This window comes from Deinococcus sp. Leaf326 (genome assembly GCF_001424185.1).
In the GTDB taxonomy this organism is placed as follows: Bacteria; Deinococcota; Deinococci; order Deinococcales; family Deinococcaceae; genus Deinococcus.
Map to the genome: position 1 here is coordinate 1 of NZ_LMOM01000065.1, position 22,876 is coordinate 22,876.

The following is a 22,876-nucleotide window of genomic DNA, read 5'->3' on the forward strand; positions in this document are numbered from 1 at the left end:
GCAGGCGTCTAGACTGTGGTTTATGACTGGGGTGAAGTCGTAACAAGGTAACTGTACCGGAAGGTGCGGTTGGATCACCTCCTTTCTATAGGCTCCGCACTCTCCCTCTCTTCTGTCAACTCCCGCAGCTTCGGCTGCGTGCGATATACACTGCTCCGTCCCACCCCCGCCTCAAGCGGGGGTGGGGCTTTTTTGTATCCTATTTGGCGAAAATAGCAGGAGGTCCTGCCCGGCACCGGGCAGGACCTCCTATTGGTGGAATGAAAACTCAGGACACGGCATGTTCGACAGCAGCGGCCGTCAGCCAGTTCATGACCTCCGCTACCTGGGCACCGCCCAGGCCGTCAAGTTCTTGTTGCAGCAGCCGAATAGAACGCCGGAAGGCCTGCCGGTCGAGATCCGGCAAAGGACGGCGCTGGTTCCGGGCATGCAGCTCACCAATCAACACGGCGAGGTCGTGGGCATTGCCGCTGCTCATCAGGTCGCTGACATAGCGGTGCCTTGCTGACCACTGATGCGGCAGGTTGAGACTGCCGGTCTGGAGGGCGTGTAGCAAAACGGGCATGTCCACCGCGGCCAACGCCGTGCGGATGCCGGTCGTCTGAGGTGCCGAAACGGGAACATAGGCGAGACTCGTGGTCGTCGAGAACTCAACCTGATAGTAGGCGTGGGTTTCTCCAGCCACCGAGCGCTGGCAGGTCCCACGGATCCGGCCCACGCCGTAGGGAGGTAAAACGACGCGGTCACCGGTCTGAAAAGCCGTCTGCTTCAAGTGGTCGCTCCTCGGGGACTGCTGGCCGGGCCCGGTACGGTCTGCGCCGCACGGGAAGGCCGAAAAGTTACAACTGCGCTTTGAGGGTGGTGGCCGCCTTGAAGCGGATTTTTTTGCCGGCCGGAATCTGAATCTTCTCGCTCGTGCCGGGGCGCACGCCCTGACGCGCTCGGGTCAGCGACACGCTCAGAGTGCCCACACCGGGCAGCCCCACGGTGCGGCCCGACCGCAGCGCACCGATTACGGCGTCCACGATACAGGTCACGGCGCTGGCCGCCTGCCGGCGACTCAGGCCGGTGCGTTCAGCGATCTGCTCGACAAGCTGGGTCTTGGCGACCTTGGCCGCCCCAACAGATTCGGCGGACGACCGGGGAGGTGCGGCGGACGATGTGGCTCTGGCCATAACGTGATCCTCCAGCAAGAGAGAATTGAGCAAAAGCCGGCTCAAATGATTTATAACACACTTTTCGCTGGTGTCAGAACGCTTTGCCCGGCCCTGTGTGCCGGGGGCCGCAAGCGGATGACCCGGGTCTGGAGGGTCAGGGCATCAAAGGTCCAGAGTCGGCCCGCCAGCGTCTCCCCCACCCCGCCGAGCAGCTTGAGCGCTTCGAGGGCCATCAGGCTCCCGATCACGTTGGGAAGCGGCCCCAGAACGCCCGCCTCGTCACAGGACTCCTCGCCGGAAGCGTCGGGAAACACGTCGCGCAGTCCCAGATCGGGCCCGAATATACTGACCATCCCGCTGATCCCACTGGCTGCCCCCCAGACACAGGGGAGGCCCGCTGCCGCACAGGCGTCCGCGACGTCGTAGCGCGCCCCGAAATTGTCGGTGGCGTCCACGACCAGGTGGATGCCTGCCAGAAGCTCGGCAGCGTTGTCGTCGGTCAGGGCTACAGCCGCCTCGACCGCCACGTGGGGATTGAGAGCCTGGGCACGGGCACACAGAGCCCCAGACTTGGAGCGGCCCACGTCCCCCAGCACGAAGTGGGTCTGGCGGTGCAGGTTGCTCAGCGCGACCGTGTCTCCGTCGGACACGCGCAGGAAGCCCACCCCCGCCCCGGCGAGCTGCATGACGACCGGCCCCCCCAGCCCACCCGCACCCACGATGAGCACCCGCGCGCCGCGCAGCCGTTCCTGGGCACCGGCCGTGCCCCACTCGGGCAGCAGAAGCTGACGGGAGTAGCGGCGCAGCTCGGCGCGGGTCAGCTCGGGGCCGGACGGGTCAGGACGGGACGTGCTCACGCCGCCGAGTGTAGCCCCGGCAGCACGCGGCAGGGGAGCCGGGCCCCCGACTTCGGCCACACTGGCCCGGACGACAGACCCGGAGGTCAAATGCTCTAGGATGCCCGGCGTGAAGCTGGTTCTCGTCGCCCTGATCGCCTTCCTGCTGGGGTCGTTGGTGATGGGCGTACTGTATTCGCGTTGGCGCGGGGAGGACATCCGCGGGCGCGACCTGCCCGGCGGCAGCGGCACCTTCCGGCAGTACGGCAGGGCCGCGGCCGTTGGCGTCACGCTGGCCGACGCCCTCAAGGGAGCCGCCGCCGTGCTGCTCGCCCGATGGATCGCTCCCGAGCTGACCTGGGCCGCCGTGGGCGGGGTGGTCCTGGGCCACTGCTACCCGCTGTTCTTCGGGTTCCGGGGCGGCGGCGGCATCGCGCCCCTGATCGGGGCGATGTTGGTGGCCGCGCCGGCCGTCATCCTGGGCATGTTGGCCTTCGGGCTGGCGATCATTCCGCCGTACCGCGCTCTTCTCCAGCCCCGGTTGGGGCTCAATGCCATTCCCTTCGCCACCGCACTGAGCCTGCCGGTGGGGCTGGCGCTGGCCGCGCGCTACGGCGGAACGGGCGATCTGCTGGCCGGCGGCGCAGCGATGGGCCTGCGCGCCGTTCATCTGCTGCGCGCCGGGCCCCGCGCATGAGGCGCCCGAGCAGAGTGCGCAGGCTGCTGGCCGGGGCAGCGCTCATCGCGCCCCTCGTCTCAGGCAGCGTGGCGGGCGCCGACGTGGTGCTCGACGGCCGCAGCCTGCGGTTCGAGGACGGCGACCGCGTGGTGTGGCAGCGCGACTTCGCGCCGGAGCTCGGTCCCCTGACCGCGCCGGTGACCTTCGGGGGCAACGTCTACGTGGGGGTGGGGCCGGTGGTCTACGCCCTGACTCCGGGCGGGCAGATGGTGGGCCGCGCCGACCTGCCAGGTACGGTGTCCTCTCTCGACAGCAGCGGGGGCGTGCTGCGCGTCTCGACACAGGAAGAGGACTACACCGAGCGCTTCACGCTGGGCGCGCCGCAGAATCTCTCGCTGCCGGTGCAGGAACGCGTGGTCTTTCCGCCGGACCCGGCCGTGACGGGCTGGCTGGCCGCCACCGCCGACCGTCTGCCGGTGGCCGACGTACCCGGGGCGGCGCGCCAGGACCCGGCCAATCCCTTTCTGCTGCTGCGGGCCGCGCAGCTCGCTGGCAATTCGGGCGACAGCTACGCGGCCCTGAGCGGGGTGCGCCGCGCACTGGGGCTGACCCTCCCCTTTCCGGTCTGGACTCAGCTCGCCGCGCGCCTCGACGCCGCCGGATTCTCGGCCGCCGCCACGCTGGCCCTCGACCGCGCGCGCCGCGACGCCGCCGCGCGCGGCCTGGACCCCGAACTGCCAGTGAGCCGCGCGGCGCTGTACGCCTACGGCAACCCCAGCAACTACGTGAGCATCCTGCTCGACCAGGGCCGCCTGGGGCGCGCCGAGACCTGGATGAACCACCTGCGCGAACTATCGCCGCGCTTCGAGGGGGCCAGCGCGCTGTACCTGCGCTACGCGGCGCTCCTCGAAGCCCAGGACCGCGTGGGCGAGGCCGAGGAATGGCGGGAGTTCACGCGCTCACTGCGCGCAGGCAGCCTGTACAACCTCGGGCCCGACGACACGCTGGTGATCCGCGACGTGGCGCGGCTGGCCGCCCTGACGCTGCTGCTGGCCTTGGGAGGCGCGCTCCTCACCCTGCTGGCGCGGGCGTGGCGCGCGCAGGGCCAGGACACCCGGGCGCACGGCGGGCGCGTGCGCTCGGTGTGGCGCCGGCCCCTGACCCGCGCCCGCCTGAGTTTCCTGAGCTACGCCTCCTTTGGCGAGCGGCTGGTGGTGGCGCTGCTGGGCGCGGCCCTCCTGACGGCGCTGGGCGGCTGGCAGTGGGCCAACGGGACCGGCCGGGGCCTGAACGCGCCCGCCCTGAACATCGGCACCTACGGCGGCGGCTGGTACGACGCGCGCCTGGGCGACCTGAACCTGCGGCCCGGCCCCGACGCCGCGCTGCTCACCGGCCTGAACGCGCAGCTCAGTGGGGACGGTACGGCGGCGCGCGCGGCCTACACGCAGGCCGGCGACGACGCCTGTGCCCTGAACAACCTCGGCGTGATCGCCCAGGGACGCGACGACGCCGCGCAGGCCCGCGAACTGTACCGCTCGGCGCTCGCCACGCAGCCCGACCTCGCCGCACCGGCCTACAACCTGGGCCTGAACCCCACCGAGCCGGGCACCTTGTTCCAGCAGACCTACCGGCGCGGCGAGCCGAGGCTGTGCTACCCCGACCGCCGCATCCTGGCCCGCGCCGTGAGCGGCGACCTGAGCGATACGCTGGTGGGCGACCTGCGGCGCCCGCTGGACCTGCTGGGTGCCGGCGAGGCGCCCCCGACCCGGCTGGGCGCGGCCTTCCTCACCAGCCTGCTGGGCCTCGGGATGCTGGGCCTGCTGCTGCTCGTGCCGCGGGCAGCGGGCGAGGCGCGGCTGGGGCGCCCGGCAGCGTACCGGCTGACAGCGCTGCTGCTGCCCGGCTCGGCGCTGCTGGGCGGCGCCTGGGGCGGCGTGCTCCTGCTGACCTGGGCGCTGGCGCTGGCTGGCCTGAGCCCCCTGACGGGCCTGATCCGCTTTGCCGAGCTGCCCTCGCCGGCCACGCCCGCCGTGCGCGGCACCCTCATCCTGGTCCTCGTCCTGAGCTACGCCGTGAACCTGCTGGCCGTGCTGCTCGTCGAGGCGAGCGTGCTGGCCCGGCGCCGGCAGGAGCAGCGGGAACAAACGTAAGGCCCCCCGCCCCGGCTACCCAGGAGGGAGGGCCTGCTCGGGCGGCCTCAGATCGCCGGCTTTTCTGCGGGGTGCTCGGCGGGCAGGCGGCGCAGGACGGTCCAGACCAACCCGGCCCCCAGGGCCGAGAACAGCGCGCCCATCAGGAAGGCGGCGCCGGGAAAGTGGGCCGGCGCGCGGTCGCCCGTGAAGTAGGCGAAGACCGTGGTCGCCAGCAGCGGCCCGACCACCCCCACGAGGCTGTTGAGACTGGTGATGGCGCCCTGCACGCGGCCCTGCTCGTCCTCACTGACCTGCCGCGACACGAGGCCCTGGATGGCGGGCTGCGCTAGGCCCCCCAGCGCCCCGACCACCAGCGAGAGGTACAGCAGGCCGCCCGTGCGCGCCACGCTCAGGACCAGGAACTCGCCCAGCGAGGCGATCAGGCCGATCATGATGGTGCGGCGCTCGCCGAAGCGGGTGATGAATCGCCCGATGAGACCCGCCTGCACGCCCGCCGTCAGCAGGCCGAAAAAGGCCAGGGCCACGCCGTTCTGGGCCGGGGTCCAGCGCAGCACACCCTCGGTGTACAGGACCCAGGTGCTGTAGATGACCTGCCCCGCCAGCCCCAGCAGGACGAAGGTCAGGGCGAGGTTGCGCGTGATGGTGTACTCCGCCAGGGCCCGCAGCGGCGTGAAGGGATTCAGGGCCCGCAGGTCGAGCGAGCGGGGCCGCACCGACGCCGGGCGCGACTCGGGCAGCACGAACAGACCGTACAAGAAGTTGAGGGTGGTCAGACCTGCCGCGACCAGAAAGGGGATGCGCAGCCCGTACTCCCCCAGCAGGCCGCCGAGCGCCGGCCCCAGGATGAAGCCCACCCCGAAGGTGGCGCCGAGCAGCCCGAAGCTCCTGGCCCGCTCCTCGGGGGCCGTCACGTCGGCGACGTAGGCATTGGCGACCGTGAGGCTCGCCCCCGTGATTCCGGCCAGCACGCGCCCGACAAAAAGCCACGCGAGGCTGGGCGCGAAGAACAGCAGCACGTAGTCGAGCGCCATGCCCAGCAGCGACACGAGCAGCACCGGACGCCGCCCGAAACGGTCGCTCAGGGACCCCAGGATCGGCGCGAAGACGAACTGCATCAGGGCATAGACAGCCGTGAGCCAGCCGATGTCGCGCGCCCCCGCCTCGGCCGACCCGGCCAGTTCCTTGACCAGCCCCGGCAGCACCGGAATGATCAACCCGATGCCCATCACGTCGATAAGTACCGTCAGCAGGATGAAGATCAGAGCGGCGGGTTTCTGGCGCATAGCCGTCCAGTCTAGCGGGAGCGGCCGGGTCCGGTCCTAGGCCAGACGGCTTAGGGCTCCCGCCGCGCGCCGGGGCTATGCTGGCCGTGTCTTCCGGCCCCCGCGTGCGCCGCGCGCCGCGGACCGGAAGTCCGTCCCTCCCCCATTCAAAGGACCCCCCTGCCCTTGCGCATGTGACCCCAGACAGCACGGCCTGATGCCACGCTCCTGCCCCGAAGTCGCGGGCGGGGGCAGCCTGACCTGTGGGGGTCCCATGTTGAAAGCGGAACACGTCGCCCGGACCTACGGCGACGAGACGGTGCTGGAAGGAATAGACCTGGAAGTGCGCCCCGGCGAGCGCCTGGGGCTGATCGGAGAGAACGGCAGCGGCAAGAGCACGCTGCTGCGGGTGCTGGCGGGCCTGGAGCCGCCCGACGCGGGGCGGGTGAGTGGGGGGGGCCGCGTGGCCCTGCTGGTCCAGGACGCGGACACGCAGGCCCGCACTGTACTGGAGGCGGTGACGCCGCCTGAGCTGAGGCGGGCGCAGGCGACCTGGGAAGCCGCCTCGGCCGCACTGGGGGGCGGGTCGGCCGAGGCCCTGTCAGGCGCTGCCCCGTCGGCCGCCGCCCTGGAGGCCTTCGCCGACGCCGAGGAGCGCTACCGCCGGCTGGGGGGCTACGAGTTCGCGGCGTGGGCGGCGGGCGTCCTGGCCGGGCTGGACCTGGACCCAGGGGCGTGGGCCGGGGAACTCTCGGGCGGGCAGCGGCGGCGGGTGATGCTGGCGGCCCTCCTGCTCTCGCCGGCCGACGTGTACCTGCTCGACGAGCCGACCAACCACCTCGACCTGGACGGCGTGCGCTGGCTGGAGGGCTGGATCGGAGGGTCGGAGGCGGCGTTCGTGCTCGCCAGCCACGACCGCGCCTTTCTGGACGCGGTGACGACCCGCACGGCCGAGCTGGAGCGGGGGCGGCTGCACCTGTATCCCGGCTCCTACTCGGAAGCGGCGGCGCTACGGGACACCCTGCGGGAGGCGCAGGAGCGCAGCCACGCGGCCTACCGGCGCAAACGGGCGACTCTGGAAGAAGAGCAGCGGCGTCAGGCCAGCAAGGGCGCCGTGAACGAAAACCGCCGCCGCGCCAAGGACAACGACAAGTTCCGTTCGACGTTCAAGGCCGAGCGCCACCAGCAGATTCACGCGGCGCGGGCCCGCGCCATGGAGGCCCAGCTCGGGCGTCTGGACGCAGGCGCCGTGGACAAGCCCTACGACGACCGCCGCCGCCTGCGCCTGGACCTGCCCCCCGTTCCCCCCGGGCCGTCCGAGGTCCTGACGGTGCGCGGCCTGACGGTGCGGCGTGACCCGGACGCTGCGCCGGGCCGACCGGTGCTGGAGGGAGTGGACCTGCAGGTCCGGCGCGGCGACCGCGTCGCCCTGACCGGTCCGAATGGCGGCGGCAAGAGCACCCTGCTCGCGGCGCTGCTGGGCCGCCTGCCGCACACGGGCGAGGTGCGCTGGGGCGGGGGCCTGAGCCTGTACGTGGCCGGGCAGCACGGCGAGGAACTGGGCGAGGCCGGGACGGTCGCCGACGCGCTGCTGGGCGCCAACCCGCTCCTGACGCCGCACCAGCTGCACGAGGTCGCCGCGCAGGTGTGGCTGCCCTCTCCCGAGGCGCCGGTCGTCTCGCTCTCGGGTGGGCAGCGCACCCGCCTGAGCCTCGCGCGGCTGGGCGTGACGCGCTCGCAGGTACTCGTCCTCGACGAGCCGACCAACCACCTCGACCTCGCCATGACCCTGCTGCTCGAGGACGTGCTGGCCGACTTTCCCGGCACGGTGCTGCTCGCCTCGCACGACCGCCGGCTGGTCGCGGCGGTGGCGACGCGCGAGTGGCGGGTCGGCGGCGGCCGGGTCCAGGAACAGGCCTTCACCAGAGGGCTTCCGGAGTAGAGCCGGGGCAGGGGAAGCAGTTCACCTGCCGTCCCCTGCCCCCACCGGCGACTCAGGCGGTCAGGATCAGCGGTTGGCCGGCAGTGATCATGACCGTGTGCTCAAAGTGGGCGGCCAGACCGCCGTCGGTGGTGGCGAGCGTCCAGCCGTCCCGACGGGTCCGGACCCGGCCCGAGCGGCCCGACGACACCATCGGCTCAATGGCGAGGACCAGCCCGCCGCGCAGCTTCTGCCGGTCGGCGGACCGGAAATAGTTGGGCACGTCGGGCTTCTCGTGGATGGCGCGCCCGACCCCGTGCCCGAACAGGTCACGCAGCACCGTGAACCCCCGGCGCCCGACCTCGGTCTCGACGGCGCGGCCGATGTCGCTCAGGGGCTGGCCCTCGCGCGCCGCCGCGAGTCCTGCCGCCAGCGCGGCCTCGGTACAGGCGAGCAGCCGCTCGGCGACCGGCGAGACGGGCGGCACCACCACCGTCACCGCCGCGTCGGCGACGAATCCGTTCACGACCGGCGTCACGTCCAGGCTCACCACGTCGCCGGGCTCCAGGGGCCGCCGCGTGGGCAGCCCGTGCACGATGTCGGACCCCACGCTGATGAACACGTTGACCGGCGCGCCGTAGGTCAGGCGCGGCGCCGACGCGGCCCCGTGTCGCCGGAACACCTCGCCGGCCAGGGCGTCGAGTTCGGCGGGCGTCACCCCCGGACGAACCGCTTCCCGGAGCACCCGCAGCGTCTCGGCCACGACCTGCCCCGCCTTCTTCATTCCCTGCAACTCGGCTTCGGTGGTGATGGTCATGGGTCCGAGTGTACGGGCTGTGCCGTGGGCCGCACGGGTCCGGAAAAAGGGACGCGCCCGCCCCCGCGCTCCGGCGCCCCTCGCCTCCAGGCCGGGACGCCATACCCCTGGGCCGGCCTCTTCCCCAGGCCCCGCCCCCGTACACTCGGACGCATGAGCGATGTCCCCGCGCCCCGACCGGGTCCCCAGCCCGAGCTGTCTCTCGACGAACGACTCGCGCTGCTGGAGGGCCGCGACTTCTGGCACACGCAGCCGCTGCCGGGGCAGGAAGCCGTGTCCATGACCGACGGCCCCCACGGCGTGCGGCGCCAGGAGGGGCGGCAGACCGGCTTCAACTTCAGCGCCCTGATTCCGGCGACCTGCTTTCCGACCGCCTCGGCCCTCGCCGCGAGCTGGGACACGGAGTTGCTGCGCGAGGTCGGCGCGGCGCTGGGGCGCGAGGCGCGCGGTCAGGGCGTACATGTGCTGCTGGGGCCGGGAGTGAACCTCAAGCGCTCGCCGCTGTGCGGGCGCAACTTCGAATACTTCTCGGAAGACCCGCTGCTGGCCGGCACGCTGGCCGCCGCGTATATCGCCGGGCTCCAGGGCAAGGGGGTGGGTGCGAGCCTTAAGCACTTTGCGGCCAACAATCAGGAATACCGCCGCCTGAGCAGCGACTCGGTGGTGGACGAGCGCGCGCTGCGCGAACTGTACCTGCGCCCCTTCGAGATCGCGGTGAAGGAGGCCCAGCCCTGGACGGTGATGGCGGCCTACAACGGCGTGAACGGCCGCTACTGCTCGGAGCACCCCCGCCTGCTGACGAAGATCCTGCGGGACGAGTGGGGCTTCGGCGGCGCGGTGATCTCCGACTGGGGCGCGGTGAATGACCGCGCGCGGGGCCTGCGCGCGGGCCTGGACCTGGAAATGCCCGGGTACGACGGCGCGCGAGTGCCCGAACTGCGCGCGGCCCTGGCAGCGGGACGGATCACCAGGGCCGACGTGGAGCGCTCGGTCGCCCGGCTGCGGGACCTCGCCGGCCGCGCCGGCCGCACGCCGCGTACCCCCCCGGTAGACCCGGACGCCCAGCACGCCCTGGCCCGCCGCGCCGCCGCCGCCGGGGTGGTCCTGTTGCAGAATACGGACGCTGCGTTGCCCCTGCGCCCCGGCGCGAAGGTGGCGGTGCTGGGCGCCTTTGCCGAAAAGCCGCGCTACCAGGGAGCGGGCAGTTCGGTCATCCAGCCGACCCGTCTGGACACGCCGCTGGGCGAACTGCGGGCACTGCTGGGCGAGGAGAACGTCACCTACGCCCCCGGCTACCCGCGCCAGGGCGAGGAGGACGCCGCGCGGCTGCGGGAGGAAGCGCTGGCCCTGGTGCGTGATGCCGACGTGGTGGTCATCGTCGCCGGCCTGCCCGAGAACCTGGAGGCCGAGGGTGTGGACCGCGACCACCTCGACCTGCCGGAGACGCACGGCGCGCTGATCCGGGCAGTGGCGGCGGCGCACCCGCGCGTGGTCGTCGCCCTCCAGAGCGGCGCCCCGGTGCGGCTGCCCTGGCGCGGCGAGGTCGCGGGAATCGTGCAGGCGTACCTGGGCGGGCAGGCGGGGGGCGGCGGGTTGGCCGACGTGCTCACCGGCCGCGTGAACCCCGGTGGCAAGCTGGCCGAGAGTTTCCCCGACGCCCTGGAAGATGTGGCGTGCAGCGCGTACTATCCCGGCGGGCCGCGCACGGCCGAGTACCGCGAGAGCCTGTACGTGGGCTACCGCTACCACGACACGGCGGGGGTGGAAGTCGCCTTTCCCTTCGGCCACGGCCTGAGCTATACGGCCTTCGGGTACGGCACGCCGCGCCTGGACCGGGGGCGGGTGGGCCGGGGCGAGCCTCTAACGGTCACGCTGCCGGTCACGAATACGGGCGCGGTGGCCGGGGCGGAGGTCGTGCAACTGTACGTCCACGCGCCGCAGGGGCCACTGTTCCGGCCCGAGCAGGAACTGCGCGCCTTCGCGCGGGTGGTGCTGGCCCCCGGCGAGACGCGCGAGGTCACGCTGACCTTGGACGAGCGCGCCTGGGCCGTATATGACGTGACCCGGCCCGGCTGGCACGTTCCGGGCGGCACCTATGAGCTGCGCCTGGGATCATCGAGCCGCGACCTGCGCGCGCGGGTGACGGTTGAGGTCGCGGGTGACGGCGACTTGCGGCCCGAGCCGGAAGCGGTGCGCGCCGTGTACGGGCGCCCGGCCCACCCCTTCCGCGCGCCCGACGCCGCCTTCCGGGCGCTGTACGGCGCGCCGCTGCCCGACAACTCGCCCTACACTCCCGCCGAGTACGACCTGAACACGCCGCTGGGGGCCTTACAGGGCACGGTGCAGGGCCGCGCGCTGAACGCCCTGGTGCGGCTGGGCACCGAGCCACGCGGCGAACGGCGGTACTCGGCCGATGCGGTATCGGCCGCCGGGGCCATCCGCGAGATGCCGCTGCGCCAGCTCTACTTGGGCACGGGCGGCCGGCTGCGGCCGCGCGTCATCGCCTCCGTGACCGAGGCTCTGGCTGGACGCTGGGGCGGCGCGTTGCGTGCCCTGGTGACCCCGGACGCCGAGCCACCTCTGGCCGGAGAGGCCAGGAAGGAGGGCTGACCTACCGGGACAGCGTGTGCCGTTCCAGGCGCCAGCCGGGGGTGCGCATACCCCGCCTGAGCTGCCCGACTGGCAGCACCACACGCGGGGTCACCCAGCTCTGCGACGCCTTCTGAAAGGCCCAGCCGCCGCCCAGGGTCACGGCGGCGTGCTGGGCCAGGCCGTCGGAGGTGCGCCACACGAGCAGGGTACCGGGCCGGTCGTCCCATTCAGCACATCCAGGCAGGCAAGGGACGGGTCCGGGCGGCCAGAAAGGCCTCGAACGGCCCGCGCTGCGTCCACTCGTCGGCCGCCCCGGCGATCCCCGCCGCGCCCATCACCGCGCCGAAGCAGTTGCCGGGGCCGCCCGAGAAGGTGCCGGCCAGGGCGTGCACCCCCGGCAACACGTCCTGCGCGGCGGCCCAGACGGCGCCGGGCACGGCCTCCCGCCGGCACGCAGCCTGCCCAGTTGAGACCAGCCGGACCAGCACCTCATGCCCGAGGTGCTCCGGCGACCAGAGAAAGCGGCCTGAGGACAGTCCAGGTAAGAGGTCGGGGTAGTGACGACCCAGTGGCACGTTGCCCCGCCCGTACCGGACCTGAAGGCGCACCAGGGTCCGCTGCCGCCGCGTGTCCAGAGCAGCCCACCCGGCCCGGTCCAGCCACGCCACCCGGTCGGCATCCGAGGCCATAGCCCAGAGGGTTAGGGTGTCGCGCTCCTCGGGCGAGAGCCGGAGGTCGGCGCGGGGCATGGTCGGCAGCCGCAGTCCGGCAGCCTCCTGCGCGGTCAGGAACAGAGGCTGACGCTCTGGCGCCAACCATGCTCGCCAGCGGTCCAGCAGTTCCAGGGCGACGGGAATATTCAGCACGTCCATGTGGCCAGTCTCGCGTCCAGGCGTGCGCCACACCTCTCTCGAAACGCCTGGTGCCCCTGTGCCTTGCCCAGAAAAAGCCCCCACCATGCGGGCGGGGGCCAGTACTCCAGAGCTCAGAGCGAGATGAGGAAGGGGTCTTCCAGCGACTCGGCGATGAAGCGCACGAAACGCGCGGCGTCGGCGCCGTCAATCAGGCGGTGGTCGTAGGACAGCGAGAGGGGCAGCATGTTGCGCGGCACGAACTCGCCCTTGGCCTTGTCCCACACCGGCTCGAAACCGCCACGCGACACGCCCAGGATGGCGACCTCGGGGCTGTTCACGAGAGGCGTGAAGGCGTGGCCGCCGATGCCCCCGAGGTTGGAGATGGTGAAGGTGGCGCCCTGCATCTCGTCGGGCTTGAGCTTGCGGTCACGCGCGCGGCCCGCGAGTTCCGAGAGTTCAAGGACGAGTTCGGTGATGCTCTTGCGGTCGGCGTCCTTGATGACCGGCACGAGCAGCCCGACCGGCGTGTCCACGGCCACGCCGATGTTCACGAAGTCCTTGTAGACGACCTGTTCGGCCGCGAGGTCCAGCGAGGCGCCGAACTTGGGGAACTTGCGCAGGGCGTTCGCCACGACCTTCATCAGGATGTGGGTCATGGTGAGCTTGCCGCCCGCCTTCTCGACCCGCGCGCCGAAGCGCTTGCGAACCTCTTCCATCTCGGTCACGTCGGCCTTGTCGAAGTGCGTGACCATCGGAATGGTGGTGCTCACGGTCATGGAGCGCACGGTCGCCTTGCGGATGCCGCTCATGTCCTCGCGGCGCACCGCGCCCCACTTCTCGAAGTTGGGCAGCGGCGCGGCCTGCACGGCAGCTGGGGCCTGGGTGGGCGCGCTGGCCTGGGCCGGAGCCTGGGCAGCCGGCTGCACGCTGGGCGTGCCGGCGGCGCGGCGCACGTCTTCCTCGCTGATGCGCCCGGCGATCCCGCTGCCGTGCACCTCGTGGATGTCCACGCCGATCTCGCGGGCCATGCGGCGCACGCTGGGGGCCGCCGGAATCACGGTGCGGCCGTCGTAGGTCTGGGTGTCGTAGGGACGCTGGGCGCCGGGGGCCTGGCTGGGCGCGGTGTCGGGCGTCGCCGCCGGGGTGGAGCCGGACGCCGCCGGAGCCGCGCTGGCCGCAGGTGCCGCAAGCGCAGGCTGGGCAGACTGAGCGGGCGCACTCACCGCGCCACCGCCGAGGGTCAGGATCACGCCGCCGACAGCCACGGTGTCGCCCACCTTCACGGCGACGCTCTGCACGGTGCCGCCCGCACTGGCCGGCACCTCGACCACGGCCTTGTCGGTCTCGATCTCGATGATGGGCTGGCCCTCGGTGACCGTGTCGCCGGGATTGACGAGCACCGTCACGACCGTGCCCTTCTCGATGTTGTCGCCCACGTCGGGCAGGGTCAGGTCCTGACCTCCGCCGGACTGGGCCTGGGGCGCGGGGGCAGCCGGGGCGCTGTTGCCGCCCGCACTGCCACTCGCCGCGCCGCTGGGCTGCTCGCCGGCCTGCACCTTCTGGGCGTCCTGCTGGGCCCGGGCGACCTGCTGGGCGGTGCTGGCGTCAGAAGCCACCGTCGCGTCGTTGGACTCGACCGTGTTCTGCTCGTTGCCGCCGCCCTGACCGGGCTGGGCCGGGCCACTGGCCGCGCCCGCCGCCGCCGCGCCGCTCAGGGTGGCGATGACGCCGCCGACCGCGACCGTGTCACCCACGTTTACGCTCACGGCCTCAACGGTGCCTCCCTCGCTGGCGGGCACCTCGACGACCGCCTTGTCGGTCTCGATCTCGATGATCGGGTCGCCGGCCGCGACCGTGTCGCCGGGCTTGATGAGGACGGTGACGACCGTGCCCTTCTCGATGTTGTCGCCCACGTCGGGGAGTTTCAGTTCAGTGGCCATGTGTGGGCCTCCTTTGGATGTGGGGGGGTGCGGGAACCGGGGCCTCCCCTGGGGGCTGCCCCGGCGTCGGGCTTCAGCGCAGGACGGGCGCGGCGCGCTCGGGGTCGATGCCGAAGTCGGCGATGGCCTTGGCGACCACTTCCCCCTTCACCTGACCGTCGCGCAGCAGGGCGTACAGCACGGCCACGACGACGTGCTTGGCATCCACCTCGAAGAAGTCGCGCAGTTCTTCGCGGGCTTCCGAGCGGCCGAAACCGTCGGTGCCCAGGGTCCACAGCTTGCGGTCGAGGTGACCGTTGAGGCCGTCGGCCCCGAGCTTGATGTAGTCGCTCACCGACACGAGCACGCCGGGCGCGTTCTCGGCCGAGAGCTGCGCGGCGAGGTAGCTCACCTCGGGTTCCTCGGTGGGGTGCAGCATGTTGCGGCGCTGGGTCAGCAGGGCCTGCTGGTGCAGTTCCTTGTAGCTCGTGACCGACCACAGGTCGGCGGCGACGCCGTAGCCCTCCAGCAGCTTGACGGCTTCCTGCGCCGCGCCCATCGCGGGACCGCTGGCGAGCAGTTGCGCGCGCAGCTTGGTGTCCTTGTCGGCGCTCGCCTGGAAGCGGTACATCCCCTTGATGATCCCCTCGCGGATGTCCTCGTGGGTGCGGCCGTCATCGGGCATGGGCGGCTGGACCTCGTTCTCGTTGTCGATGGTGACGTAGTAGAACTCGTCGATACCGTCCACGTACATGCGCTGGATGCCGTGCTCGAAGATCACCGCGAGTTCGTAGGCGAAGGCGGGGTCGTAGACCTTGAGGTTGGGCACCACGTAGGCCTGCAGGAGGCTGTTGCCGTCCTGGTGCTGCAGGCCTTCGCCCGCCAGAGTCGTGCGCCCGGCGGTGGCCCCCAGCAGGAAGCCGCGCGCGCGCTGGTCGGCGGCGGCCCACACGAGGTCACCCACGCGCTGCATGCCGAACATCGAGTAGAAGACGAAGAAGGGAATGGTCGGCACGCCGTGGTTGGCGTAGGCAGTCCCGGCGGCGATCCACGAGGCCATCGCGCCGTCCTCGGTGATGCCCTCTTCGAGCATCTGGCCGTCCACGGACTCCTTGTAGGCCATCAGTGAGCCGCTGTCGACCGGGGTGTAGGTCTGGCCGCGCGGGCTGTAGATGCCGATGCGCGGCACCAGCGCGTCCATGCCGAAGGTGCGGGCCTCGTCGGGCACGATGGGCACGATGTACTTGCCGAGCTGCTTGTCACGCAGCAGCTTGCTGATGATGTTCACGGCTGCCATCGTCGTGCTCACCGTCCGCTCGCCACTGCCCTTGGCGAACTCCTCGTAGAACTCGCCGTTGGGTACCGTGGGATGCGGGTACTCAACCTTACGGGCCGGAATCGTGCCGCCGAGCGCCGCGCGGCGTTCCAGGGCGTATTTCACTTCCGGGCTGTCGGCGCCGGGGTGGTAGTACTCGAGGTGCTCGACCTGGTCGTCGGTCAGCGGCAGCTCCAGCAGATCGCGCAGGTTCTTCATGGTCGTGAAGTCGAGCTTCTTGACCTGGTGGGCCACGTTGCGGGCCTGCGCCGACTCGCCCAGGCCGTAGCCCTTGACGGTGCGCGGGATGATGATAGTGGGGCTGCCCTTGTGTTTGATGGCTGCCGCGTAGGCCGCGTAGATCTTGTTGACGTCGTGCCCGCCCCGGTTGAGCAGTTCGAGGTCGGCGTCACTCCAGCCGTCGATCAGGGCGCGCAGTTCGGGGGTGTTGAAGAACTTCTCGCGCAGTTCCTTGCCGCCGAAGGCCGCGTAACGCTGCGACTCGCCGTCCACAAGCAGCTCGAAGCGCTTGACGATGAGGCCGTTGTAGTCCTTTTCCAGCAGTTCGTCCCACTTGCCGTCCCAGATCACCTTGATGACGTTCCAGCCCGCGCCCCGGAACAGCGCCTCGAACTCCTGGATGACCTTGGAGTTGGCGCGTACCGGCCCGTCGAGGCGCTGGAGGTTGGCGTTCAGCACGAAGATCAGGTTGTCGAGGTTCTCATAGGCGGCGAAGCGGATCGCGCCGATACTCTGCGGCTCGTCCATCTCGCCGTCGCCCAGGAACGCCCAGACCTTGGCGTCGCCCTTGGGCTTGAGGCTGCGGTTTTCCAGGTACTTGATGAAGCGCGCCTGATAGATCGCCTGGATGGGGCCCAGGCCCATGCTCACGGTCGGGAATTCCCAGTAGTCGGGCATGAGCCAGGGGTGCGGGTAGCTGCTCAGGCCCGGACCCTCGGGCGAGAGTTCGCGCCGGAAGCGGTTCATGCGGGCCTCGTCGAACCGGCCTTCCAGGAAGCTGCGCGAGTACACGCCGGGGCTGGCATGGCCCTGGTAGAAGATCAGGTCGCGGTCCTGCCCGGCGCCGGCACCGCGGAAGAAGTGGTTGAAGCCCACTTCGAGCAGTTCGGCCGCCGAGGCGTAGGTGCTGAGGTGGCCGCCGATGCCGTCGGAGGCCTTGTTGGCGCGGATGACCATCGCCACGGCGTTCCAGCGGATGATATTGCGGATCTTGCGCTCGGTCTCGGCGTCGCCGGGGTATTCGGGCTGGTGCTCGACGTCGATGGTGTTGATGTACGGCGTGTTCTGCTTGAAGGTGATCGGCGCGCCGTGGAAATACGCGTAGTGGTCGAGGTCTTCAAGCAGCTGGGCGGCGCGGTTGTCGCCCGCGTCCGCGAAGACGTAGGCCAGCGAGTCGAGCCATTCCTGCGTCTCGACGGTGTTGAGCTGCTCGCGGTCCCCTGCGTTCAGACCCTGGCGAGGGGGTCTGTTCGGCGGTTGTGTCGTCATAGCACGCAGTCTACGCTGCGCCCGAACGGCGCTTCCAACACTGTTTCCTCACCAGATTGACCACGCCGGGTGGTGAATCTGTCAAGCTGGGAGCCACCTATGGAACTGCGTCACCTGCGGCATTTCGTGGCCCTCGCGGAGGAAGAGCACTTCGGGAGGGCGGCCGAGCGCGTCTTCGTGGTGCAGCAGGCGCTCTCGAACTCGATCCGCAACCTCGAAGACGAGCTGGGGGTGGCGCTGGTGCTGCGCACGACCCGGCGCGTGCAGCTCACCCCGGCGGGCCGCGAGTTCCTGATCGGCGCGCGCGAGACGCTGGCCCTGGCCGACCAGACCGCCCTGCGCGCGCGGCGGGCGGCGCGCGGCGAGGTGGGGCACCTGACGGTGGGCTTCGTCAGCGGGCTGGCCTTCGGCGGTCTGCCGGAGATCGTGCGGACCTTCCGCGCGGCCTTTCCGGGGGTCAGCGTGGACCTGCGCGAACTGACGGCCCAGGAGCAGGAGGCGGCCCTGCGCGGCGGCCTGATCAGCGTCGGGCTGATGCTGCTGCCGGTGCGCGACCCCACGCTGGACTCGCAGGCCCTGTGGCGCGAGCCGCTGCTGGCCGCGCTGCCCGCCGAACACCCCCTGGCGGCGCGGGAACGCCTGACCATCGCCGACCTCGCAGGTGAACCCTTCGTGTTCTTTCCGCGCTACCTCCGCGCCACCTACTTCGATCAGGTCATGCGCTGGTGCGCAGGTGCGGGCTTCACGCCGCAGGTCGTGCAGGAGGCCATCGAGATTCCCACACTACTCTCGCTCGTGGCGGCGGGCATCGGGGTCTTTCTGCCCATCGAGTTCTTCTCGCGCCTGTCGCTGCCCGGCGTGGTGTACCGCCCGGTCGAGGACGCCCCAGTCATTGAGATCGTGGCCGCGTGGCCGCGCGGGGTGGGCACACCGCCGCAGCCCGACCCGCTCGTGGAGGCCTTCCTGAAGGTGGCGGGCGAGGTACTGGACGAGCGGCGGGGCGGCGTCTGAGCGCTGCCCCCCGGTCAGGAGGCGTCTGAACGTCCGGCGTCTGGCCGTTCCCGGCGGCGCCGGACCCACTCCCCCAGCGCGGCGCTGCCCCAGCCCAGGCCTAGGCCCCATACAGCCCCGCCGATTCCCAGCAGGCTGAAACCGGCGGCCGTGCAGGCCAGGGTCAGCAGGGCGCCCTCGCGCCAGCGCGGTTCGGCCAGGGCGTGCTGCACCCCGCCCAGCACCGGTCCCAGCAGTGCCAGACCGGCCAGCAGGTACAGCAGCGGCGCCGGAAAGGTGCCCGCCAGCCCCAGCAGGGCACCTGCACACAGAGCCAGCACGAGGTAGCCCGCCGCGCACACCAGCCCCGCCACGTAGCGCCGGCCCGGATCGGGGTGAACGTCGGGCCCCATGCACATGGCCGCCGTGATTGCCCCCATGTTCAGGGTGACGCTGCCCACCGGCGCGGCCACCACGGACGCGGCCCCCGTCACCGTCACCAGCAGGGCGGGAGGAGGTTGCTGATAGCCGTGACTGCGCAGCACGGCCATGCCCGCCAGATGCTGCGAGGTCAGGGCCAGGACCGTGCAGGGGAGCGCCAGCGTCAGCAGGGCCTGGGCGCTGAAGACCGGGGTGATCCACTCAGGCCGCGCCAGGAGATGCAGCGTCCCCGCGCCGCCGAAGTGCAGCGTCCCCGTCAGGGCGGCGGCCGATACCCCCACGACCAGAGCCGACGGAACGGCCCAGCGCGGAGCAAAGACCCGGACGAGCACGAAGGCCAGCAGCGTGGGCACCGTGAGGGCCGGCGCCTGCGGAATGGCGGCCAGGCCCCGCAGCACGAAGGGCAGCAGCACGCCCGCCAGCAGGGCCGAGGCCAGCGGCAGGGGCAGCGCCCGCGCCAGCCAATCGAAGGCGCGGCTCAGGCCGATCAGGAACAGCACCGCGCCGCTGACGAGCAGGGCACCGACCACCTCCTGCGTGCTGAACTGGCCCGCCTCGGCGATGAGGACCGCCAGCCCCGGCGTGTTCCAGCCCAGGATCACCGGCACCCGGTAGCGCCAGCACAGCACCATGCCCATCACGCCCAGCAGCAGGTACATGCTCGCCAGCCCACTGGCCCCCTGCGCGGGCGAGTAGTGCGCGGCGGCGAAGGCCTGCACGAACAGCGGAATGTTGCTTGCAAAACTGACGAGCACGGCCACCATGCCGGCCACGAGCGCCCCGACCGGCACCCGCCGGAGGTCAGACATCGCCGCCCGCCCGCCGCGCGCTCGGCCCCCACCCGGCCAGACGTGCGCCGGCAGACTCCGAACTCCGTCTCCGGGGGGTGGGCCTTCTGTCGGTAGGAGTCATTCTCGGCCGCACACTAGAGCACACGGCGGGCAGGGACATGGCCCCTGTCCTCTCCGCCAGAACGGCCCTGTGGCATCCCAGCACCCTCCGTGCGGGCTGCGTGCGTCAGGCCGGGGCGGCCCCCGGCGGATTCATTAGGGCGGCGACCGCCTCTTCCTTGCCCTTGGCCTCGACCTCGATCCAGGGCACGTCGTGGTAGGCGCTCGGCAGCGCGGTGATGAGGTGACTGTGGCGGCGATCCTGCGGCCCCTCGATGCCGCTGCTCAGGTGCACGACCTGCCACTCGGGCGGCGCCCAGGTGGCGCGGGCCTTCAGAGTCCACTCGCGCACGCTGGGATCTTCCTGATCCGGCAGTTTCTCGCGCACGACGTGGTGGTGAGAGTCGAACACCATCGGCACGCCGGTCGCCTCGCACACGGGCAGCAGGTCCTGCGGGCCGTATGCACGTTCGTCGTTTTCCAGGCCCAGGCGCAGGCGGGCAGCGTCGGGCAGGTCGGGAATCACCTCGCGCAACTCGGCGGCGCGGCCCCCCTTGCCGCCGTGCAGCAGCAGCAGGTTCCAGGGGGTGCGCGACAGCCCCAGGCCGTCCATCACGCGGGCGTGCGAGATCAGCGCCCGCACGCTGCTCACGCGGACCTCGGGGCGATCACTGTTGAGCACGATGAACTGCTCGGGGTGCATGAGCACGCGGATCCCGGCGTCCTCGAAGGCGTGCCCGGCGCGCGTCAGCTCGGCCGCCAGCGAAGTCAGGACCGCCTCGCCCGTGTCATCGCCCAGCAGGTCGAGCATCGGAAAGAGGCTGGAACTCATGCGGTAGAGCCGGATGCCGCGCGCCGCGCAGAAGTCGGCCGCCCCGCGCAGACGCACGATGTTGTCGGCGTAGATGTCCAGCAGCTTGGCCTCGCGCTCGGCGGGCGACAGGAGCTGGTAGCGGCTGAGCGTCACGGTGCGGAAACGCACCTCCGGCCCCTGGGTCATGCACACGAGGCCGTAGGCGGGGCCAAGAGCAGTGGTCATTCGCCGCTCCGTTTTGCGGCCGCGCGGCAGCGGTCGGAGCAGTATTTGACGTTGTCCCAGTCGCGTTCCCACTTCTTGCGCCAGGAAAAGGGCAAGCCGCACACCGGACAGACCTTCTGCGGCCGCTCGGAGGGTTTGCGGCCCCCGCCGAAAGATTGCTCACGCCTCGCCATATCTGCGCAGTCTGCCGCGCCCGGGCCTGCCGGACCGTGGGCGCGGCTTGACTGTTCCTGAGTAAAGGTCCGGCCTTACCCCGCCACGGCCTCGCGCGCCAGCGCCGCGTGGGCTTCTTGCAGCAGCGTCTCGGTCTCGGCCCAGCCGATGCAGGCGTCGGTGACGCTCACGCCGGGCTTCAGTGTGCTCAGGTCGGCGGGAATGGCCTGCTTGCCGGCCTGAAGGTTGCTCTCCAGCATCAGGCCCCGGATGGCCCCCTGCCCGGCGAGGCGCTGGCCCAGCACGTCGCGCCACACGAGGTTCTGGCGCGCGCAGTCGCTGCCCGAGTTGGCGTGCGAGCAGTCCACCATCACGGCCGGGGTCAGGCCGGCAGCCTTCATGAGGTCGGCCGCCTCCTTGACGAACTGCGGCGCCGAGTTGGGGCCGCCCCGCCCGCCGCGCAGGATGACGTGCCCGTCGGGGTTGCCCTGCGTGTGCACGATGCAGGCCTGCCCGCCGTCGTCGATGGTGAAAAAGGCGTGGGGGCTGGCGGCGGCGACAATGGCGTCTACCGCCAGCTTGATGCCGCCCCCGGTACCGTTCTTGAAGCCCATCGGGGCCGAGACGGCGCTCGCCATGACGCGGTGGGTCTGCGACTCGGTGGTCCGCGCGCCCAGGCAGGCCCAGGCCACGGCGTCGAACAGGTACTGCGGCGCGAAGGGGTCGAGGAGTTCGGTGGCGACCGGCAGCCCAAGTTCGGCCACCTCGATCATCAGTTTGCGGGTCAGCTCCAGGCCCTTGTTGATGTCGTTCAGGCCGTTCATGTCGGGGTCGAGCAGGTAGCCGCGCCAGCCCACCGTCGTGCGGGGCTTGTCCACGTACACGCGCATCTGCACTTCGAGCCGGTCCTTCACACGTTCACGCAGGGCCGCGAGTTTGTGGGCGTACTCGACCGCCTCGGCGTAATCGTGGACGCTGCACGGCCCCACGACCACGAGCAGGCGGTCGTCGCGCCCATGCAGGATGTCCTGGGCGGCGCGGCGGCCCGCGAGCACCGTGCGCTCGGCGGCGGGCGTCAGCGGATGGCGCTCCTTGAGGGCGCGCGGCGTGATGAGCGGCGTGAACCCCGAAACGTTGAGGTTCTCGGTGCGGCCGGGCTGGACGGTGGGGTCGGGGTGGGTCATGGCGTGGGCCTCCGGGGGCGGGAAAGAAGAAACCGCCCGGCGAGCCTCTGTTCGGGCTTCACCGGGCGGTGGGGGAAAACAGCGCGACGCTAGGCCCGGCGGAAGCGGAGCCAATAAAAAAACGCGGCGCTGAGGTGCATGGACGGAGTGTAGGCCCGGCCGAACGGCAAAACTGCCGGGCGGTCTAGAGGGGGCGCGGCGGGCCGCGACAGACCCCGACCTTTGCTGGGGTCCGCACCCGCCTGGCCGGGAACTTTTCCCGCCCTGGGCGCGTAGTGTAGACAGATGAAACGTTCTCTCACCCTGCTTCTGACCGCGCTGGCGCTGGGCAGCGGGCTGGCCGACGCCGCCCGGCGCAGCGGTGGGGGCTTCGGCGGCAGCCGCAGCTCGGGCAGTTCCTCCCGCTCCGCGCCGTCCTACCGCGCGCCCAGCACCCCGTCCTACCGCCCCCCCAGGACGCCGTCCTACACGCCGCCGCGCAACTCGTCGTCGGGCAGCACCTACACGGCGCCGCGCAACTCGTCCTCCAGCTCGGGTACGCCGCGCAGCAGCAGTTCCGCGCAGCGGGGCGCCGCCCTGCCCAGCAACAGCAGCGTGCGCAGCAGCGCCGCCAACCGCGCGGCGGCCGCGCAGGTCACGCCCACGCAACTGGGGAGCTGGAAATCCGCGCCGCTGCCCGCCGGGGTGCCGCGCAGCGCCCTGACCTACAGCGCCACGCGCAGCTCGGGCTACCAGTACCAGCTCTCGCCGGGGCGCTACTACCCCTACCCGCAGAGCTACTACCGCCAGCGCAATATCGGCTACGACATCCTCAAATACGCGCTGATCTTTACGGCGGTCAGCAGCGTGGCGAACGCGCTGGACGGCCCGGACGTGGTCGTGAACAACGTCAATGCCCCCCAGTCCCAGACCGGCAACGAACTCAGCGGCGTGTCCTACACCCAGCCTGCGCCCGTACGCCAGGGCCCGAACCTCTGGACCTACGCCGGGGTGGGCTTCGCGGCCGCCGCCGCCGCATGGTTCCTGCTGGGCCGCCGCCGCTAGGCCGCCCCCGGCCCAGCAAACCCCCATCCCCCGCTGGGTGGGGGTTTGCCTTGTGCTCCCTGAAGTGTGGCAAGCCTTCCTTCACGTCACCTTGAGTTTTTCCTGAACTTCCGGCCCCCTC

General features: G+C 71.3%; 19 protein-coding genes and 1 rRNA gene. 7 read left to right on the plus strand and 13 right to left on the minus strand.

Features of this window, described 5'->3' with window-relative positions; translation table 11 throughout:
• A 16S ribosomal RNA gene (locus ASF71_RS16935) occupies positions 1–85 on the plus strand; the annotation flags it as partial.
• A 183-nt stretch (positions 86–268) separates the two neighbouring features.
• On the opposite strand, the gene ASF71_RS16940 is transcribed toward ASF71_RS16935, so the two are convergent.
• The 3 genes from ASF71_RS16940 to ASF71_RS16950 form a co-directional block, all read right to left on the minus strand.
• The gene (locus tag ASF71_RS16940) at positions 269–772 is read right to left on the minus strand and encodes a CarD family transcriptional regulator (RefSeq protein ID WP_056302382.1); all 504 of its coding nucleotides are present in this window, start codon (positions 770–772) and stop codon (positions 269–271) included.
• Positions 773–839: 67 nt separating this feature from the next.
• Positions 840–1,175, minus strand: coding sequence for an HU family DNA-binding protein (locus ASF71_RS16945; protein WP_056302383.1), 336 nt, complete (start codon positions 1,173–1,175; stop codon positions 840–842).
• A gap of 50 nt (positions 1,176–1,225) precedes the next feature.
• Complete coding sequence (locus ASF71_RS16950; protein WP_235514562.1) at positions 1,226–2,014, minus strand: HesA/MoeB/ThiF family protein; 789 nt, start codon at positions 2,012–2,014, stop codon at positions 1,226–1,228.
• Positions 2,015–2,114: 100 nt separating this feature from the next.
• Here ASF71_RS16950 and ASF71_RS16955 point away from each other — a divergent pair, with 100 nt between their 5' ends.
• Entirely contained in the window at positions 2,115–2,690 is a 576-nt protein-coding gene (locus ASF71_RS16955; protein ID WP_056302384.1) for a glycerol-3-phosphate acyltransferase, read from the plus strand.
• A gap of 14 nt (positions 2,691–2,704) precedes the next feature.
• Complete coding sequence (locus ASF71_RS16960; protein WP_235514563.1) at positions 2,705–4,822, plus strand: hypothetical protein; 2,118 nt, start codon at positions 2,705–2,707, stop codon at positions 4,820–4,822.
• Positions 4,823–4,869: 47 nt separating this feature from the next.
• On the opposite strand, the gene ASF71_RS16965 is transcribed toward ASF71_RS16960, so the two are convergent.
• Positions 4,870–6,108, minus strand: a complete 1,239-nt coding sequence (locus ASF71_RS16965; RefSeq protein ID WP_056302385.1) for a TCR/Tet family MFS transporter — start codon at positions 6,106–6,108, stop codon at positions 4,870–4,872.
• 253 nt (positions 6,109–6,361) lie between these two features.
• On the opposite strand from ASF71_RS16965, the gene ASF71_RS16970 reads away from it, so the two are divergent.
• On the plus strand, positions 6,362–8,029 hold the full coding sequence (locus ASF71_RS16970) for an ABC-F family ATP-binding cassette domain-containing protein (protein ID WP_056302386.1): 1,668 nt from the start codon (positions 6,362–6,364) through the stop codon (positions 8,027–8,029).
• 52 nt (positions 8,030–8,081) lie between these two features.
• Here ASF71_RS16970 and map read toward each other — a convergent pair whose 3' ends face one another.
• Positions 8,082–8,825, minus strand: coding sequence for a type I methionyl aminopeptidase (map, locus tag ASF71_RS16975; protein WP_056302387.1), 744 nt, complete (start codon positions 8,823–8,825; stop codon positions 8,082–8,084).
• 153 nt (positions 8,826–8,978) lie between these two features.
• On the opposite strand from map, the gene ASF71_RS16980 reads away from it, so the two are divergent.
• The gene (locus ASF71_RS16980) at positions 8,979–11,435 is read left to right on the plus strand and encodes a glycoside hydrolase family 3 C-terminal domain-containing protein (RefSeq protein WP_056302388.1); all 2,457 of its coding nucleotides are present in this window, start codon (positions 8,979–8,981) and stop codon (positions 11,433–11,435) included.
• A 1-nt stretch (position 11,436) separates the two neighbouring features.
• Here ASF71_RS16980 and ASF71_RS25355 read toward each other — a convergent pair whose 3' ends face one another.
• From ASF71_RS25355 to aceE, 4 genes are all read right to left on the minus strand, one after another.
• Positions 11,437–11,616: a hypothetical protein gene (locus tag ASF71_RS25355; protein WP_235514564.1), complete on the minus strand. Its 180-nt coding sequence runs from the start codon at positions 11,614–11,616 to the stop codon at positions 11,437–11,439.
• Positions 11,617–11,644: 28 nt separating this feature from the next.
• Positions 11,645–12,289, minus strand: coding sequence for a hypothetical protein (locus ASF71_RS16985; RefSeq protein ID WP_235514565.1), 645 nt, complete (start codon positions 12,287–12,289; stop codon positions 11,645–11,647).
• Between the two features lie 113 nt (positions 12,290–12,402).
• Positions 12,403–14,211, minus strand: coding sequence for a dihydrolipoyllysine-residue acetyltransferase (aceF, locus tag ASF71_RS16990; protein ID WP_056302389.1), 1,809 nt, complete (start codon positions 14,209–14,211; stop codon positions 12,403–12,405).
• A 73-nt stretch (positions 14,212–14,284) separates the two neighbouring features.
• Entirely contained in the window at positions 14,285–17,014 is a 2,730-nt protein-coding gene (aceE, locus tag ASF71_RS16995) for a pyruvate dehydrogenase (acetyl-transferring), homodimeric type (RefSeq protein WP_056302390.1), read from the minus strand.
• A 99-nt stretch (positions 17,015–17,113) separates the two neighbouring features.
• Here aceE and ASF71_RS17000 point away from each other — a divergent pair, with 99 nt between their 5' ends.
• The gene (locus tag ASF71_RS17000; protein WP_056302391.1) at positions 17,114–18,025 is read left to right on the plus strand and encodes a LysR family transcriptional regulator; all 912 of its coding nucleotides are present in this window, start codon (positions 17,114–17,116) and stop codon (positions 18,023–18,025) included.
• Between the two features lie 14 nt (positions 18,026–18,039).
• Here ASF71_RS17000 and ASF71_RS17005 read toward each other — a convergent pair whose 3' ends face one another.
• The 4 genes from ASF71_RS17005 to ASF71_RS17015 all read right to left on the minus strand — a co-directional run bounded on the left by ASF71_RS17005 (position 18,040) and on the right by ASF71_RS17015 (position 21,711).
• Complete coding sequence (locus ASF71_RS17005; protein WP_056302392.1) at positions 18,040–19,254, minus strand: benzoate/H(+) symporter BenE family transporter; 1,215 nt, start codon at positions 19,252–19,254, stop codon at positions 18,040–18,042.
• Between the two features lie 208 nt (positions 19,255–19,462).
• Entirely contained in the window at positions 19,463–20,374 is a 912-nt protein-coding gene (gene uvsE / locus ASF71_RS17010; RefSeq protein ID WP_056302393.1) for a UV DNA damage repair endonuclease UvsE, read from the minus strand.
• On the minus strand, positions 20,371–20,547 hold the full coding sequence (locus ASF71_RS25910) for a DUF2256 domain-containing protein (protein WP_082506147.1): 177 nt from the start codon (positions 20,545–20,547) through the stop codon (positions 20,371–20,373). Before ASF71_RS25910 ends, uvsE begins: the two co-directional genes overlap by 4 nt.
• A gap of 75 nt (positions 20,548–20,622) precedes the next feature.
• Positions 20,623–21,711, minus strand: a complete 1,089-nt coding sequence (locus ASF71_RS17015) for a 3-deoxy-7-phosphoheptulonate synthase (protein WP_056302394.1) — start codon at positions 21,709–21,711, stop codon at positions 20,623–20,625.
• 285 nt (positions 21,712–21,996) lie between these two features.
• Between ASF71_RS17015 and ASF71_RS17020 the strand changes: the two genes are divergently transcribed.
• On the plus strand, positions 21,997–22,755 hold the full coding sequence (locus ASF71_RS17020; protein WP_056302395.1) for a hypothetical protein: 759 nt from the start codon (positions 21,997–21,999) through the stop codon (positions 22,753–22,755).
• Positions 22,756–22,876: the final 121 nt, after the last annotated feature.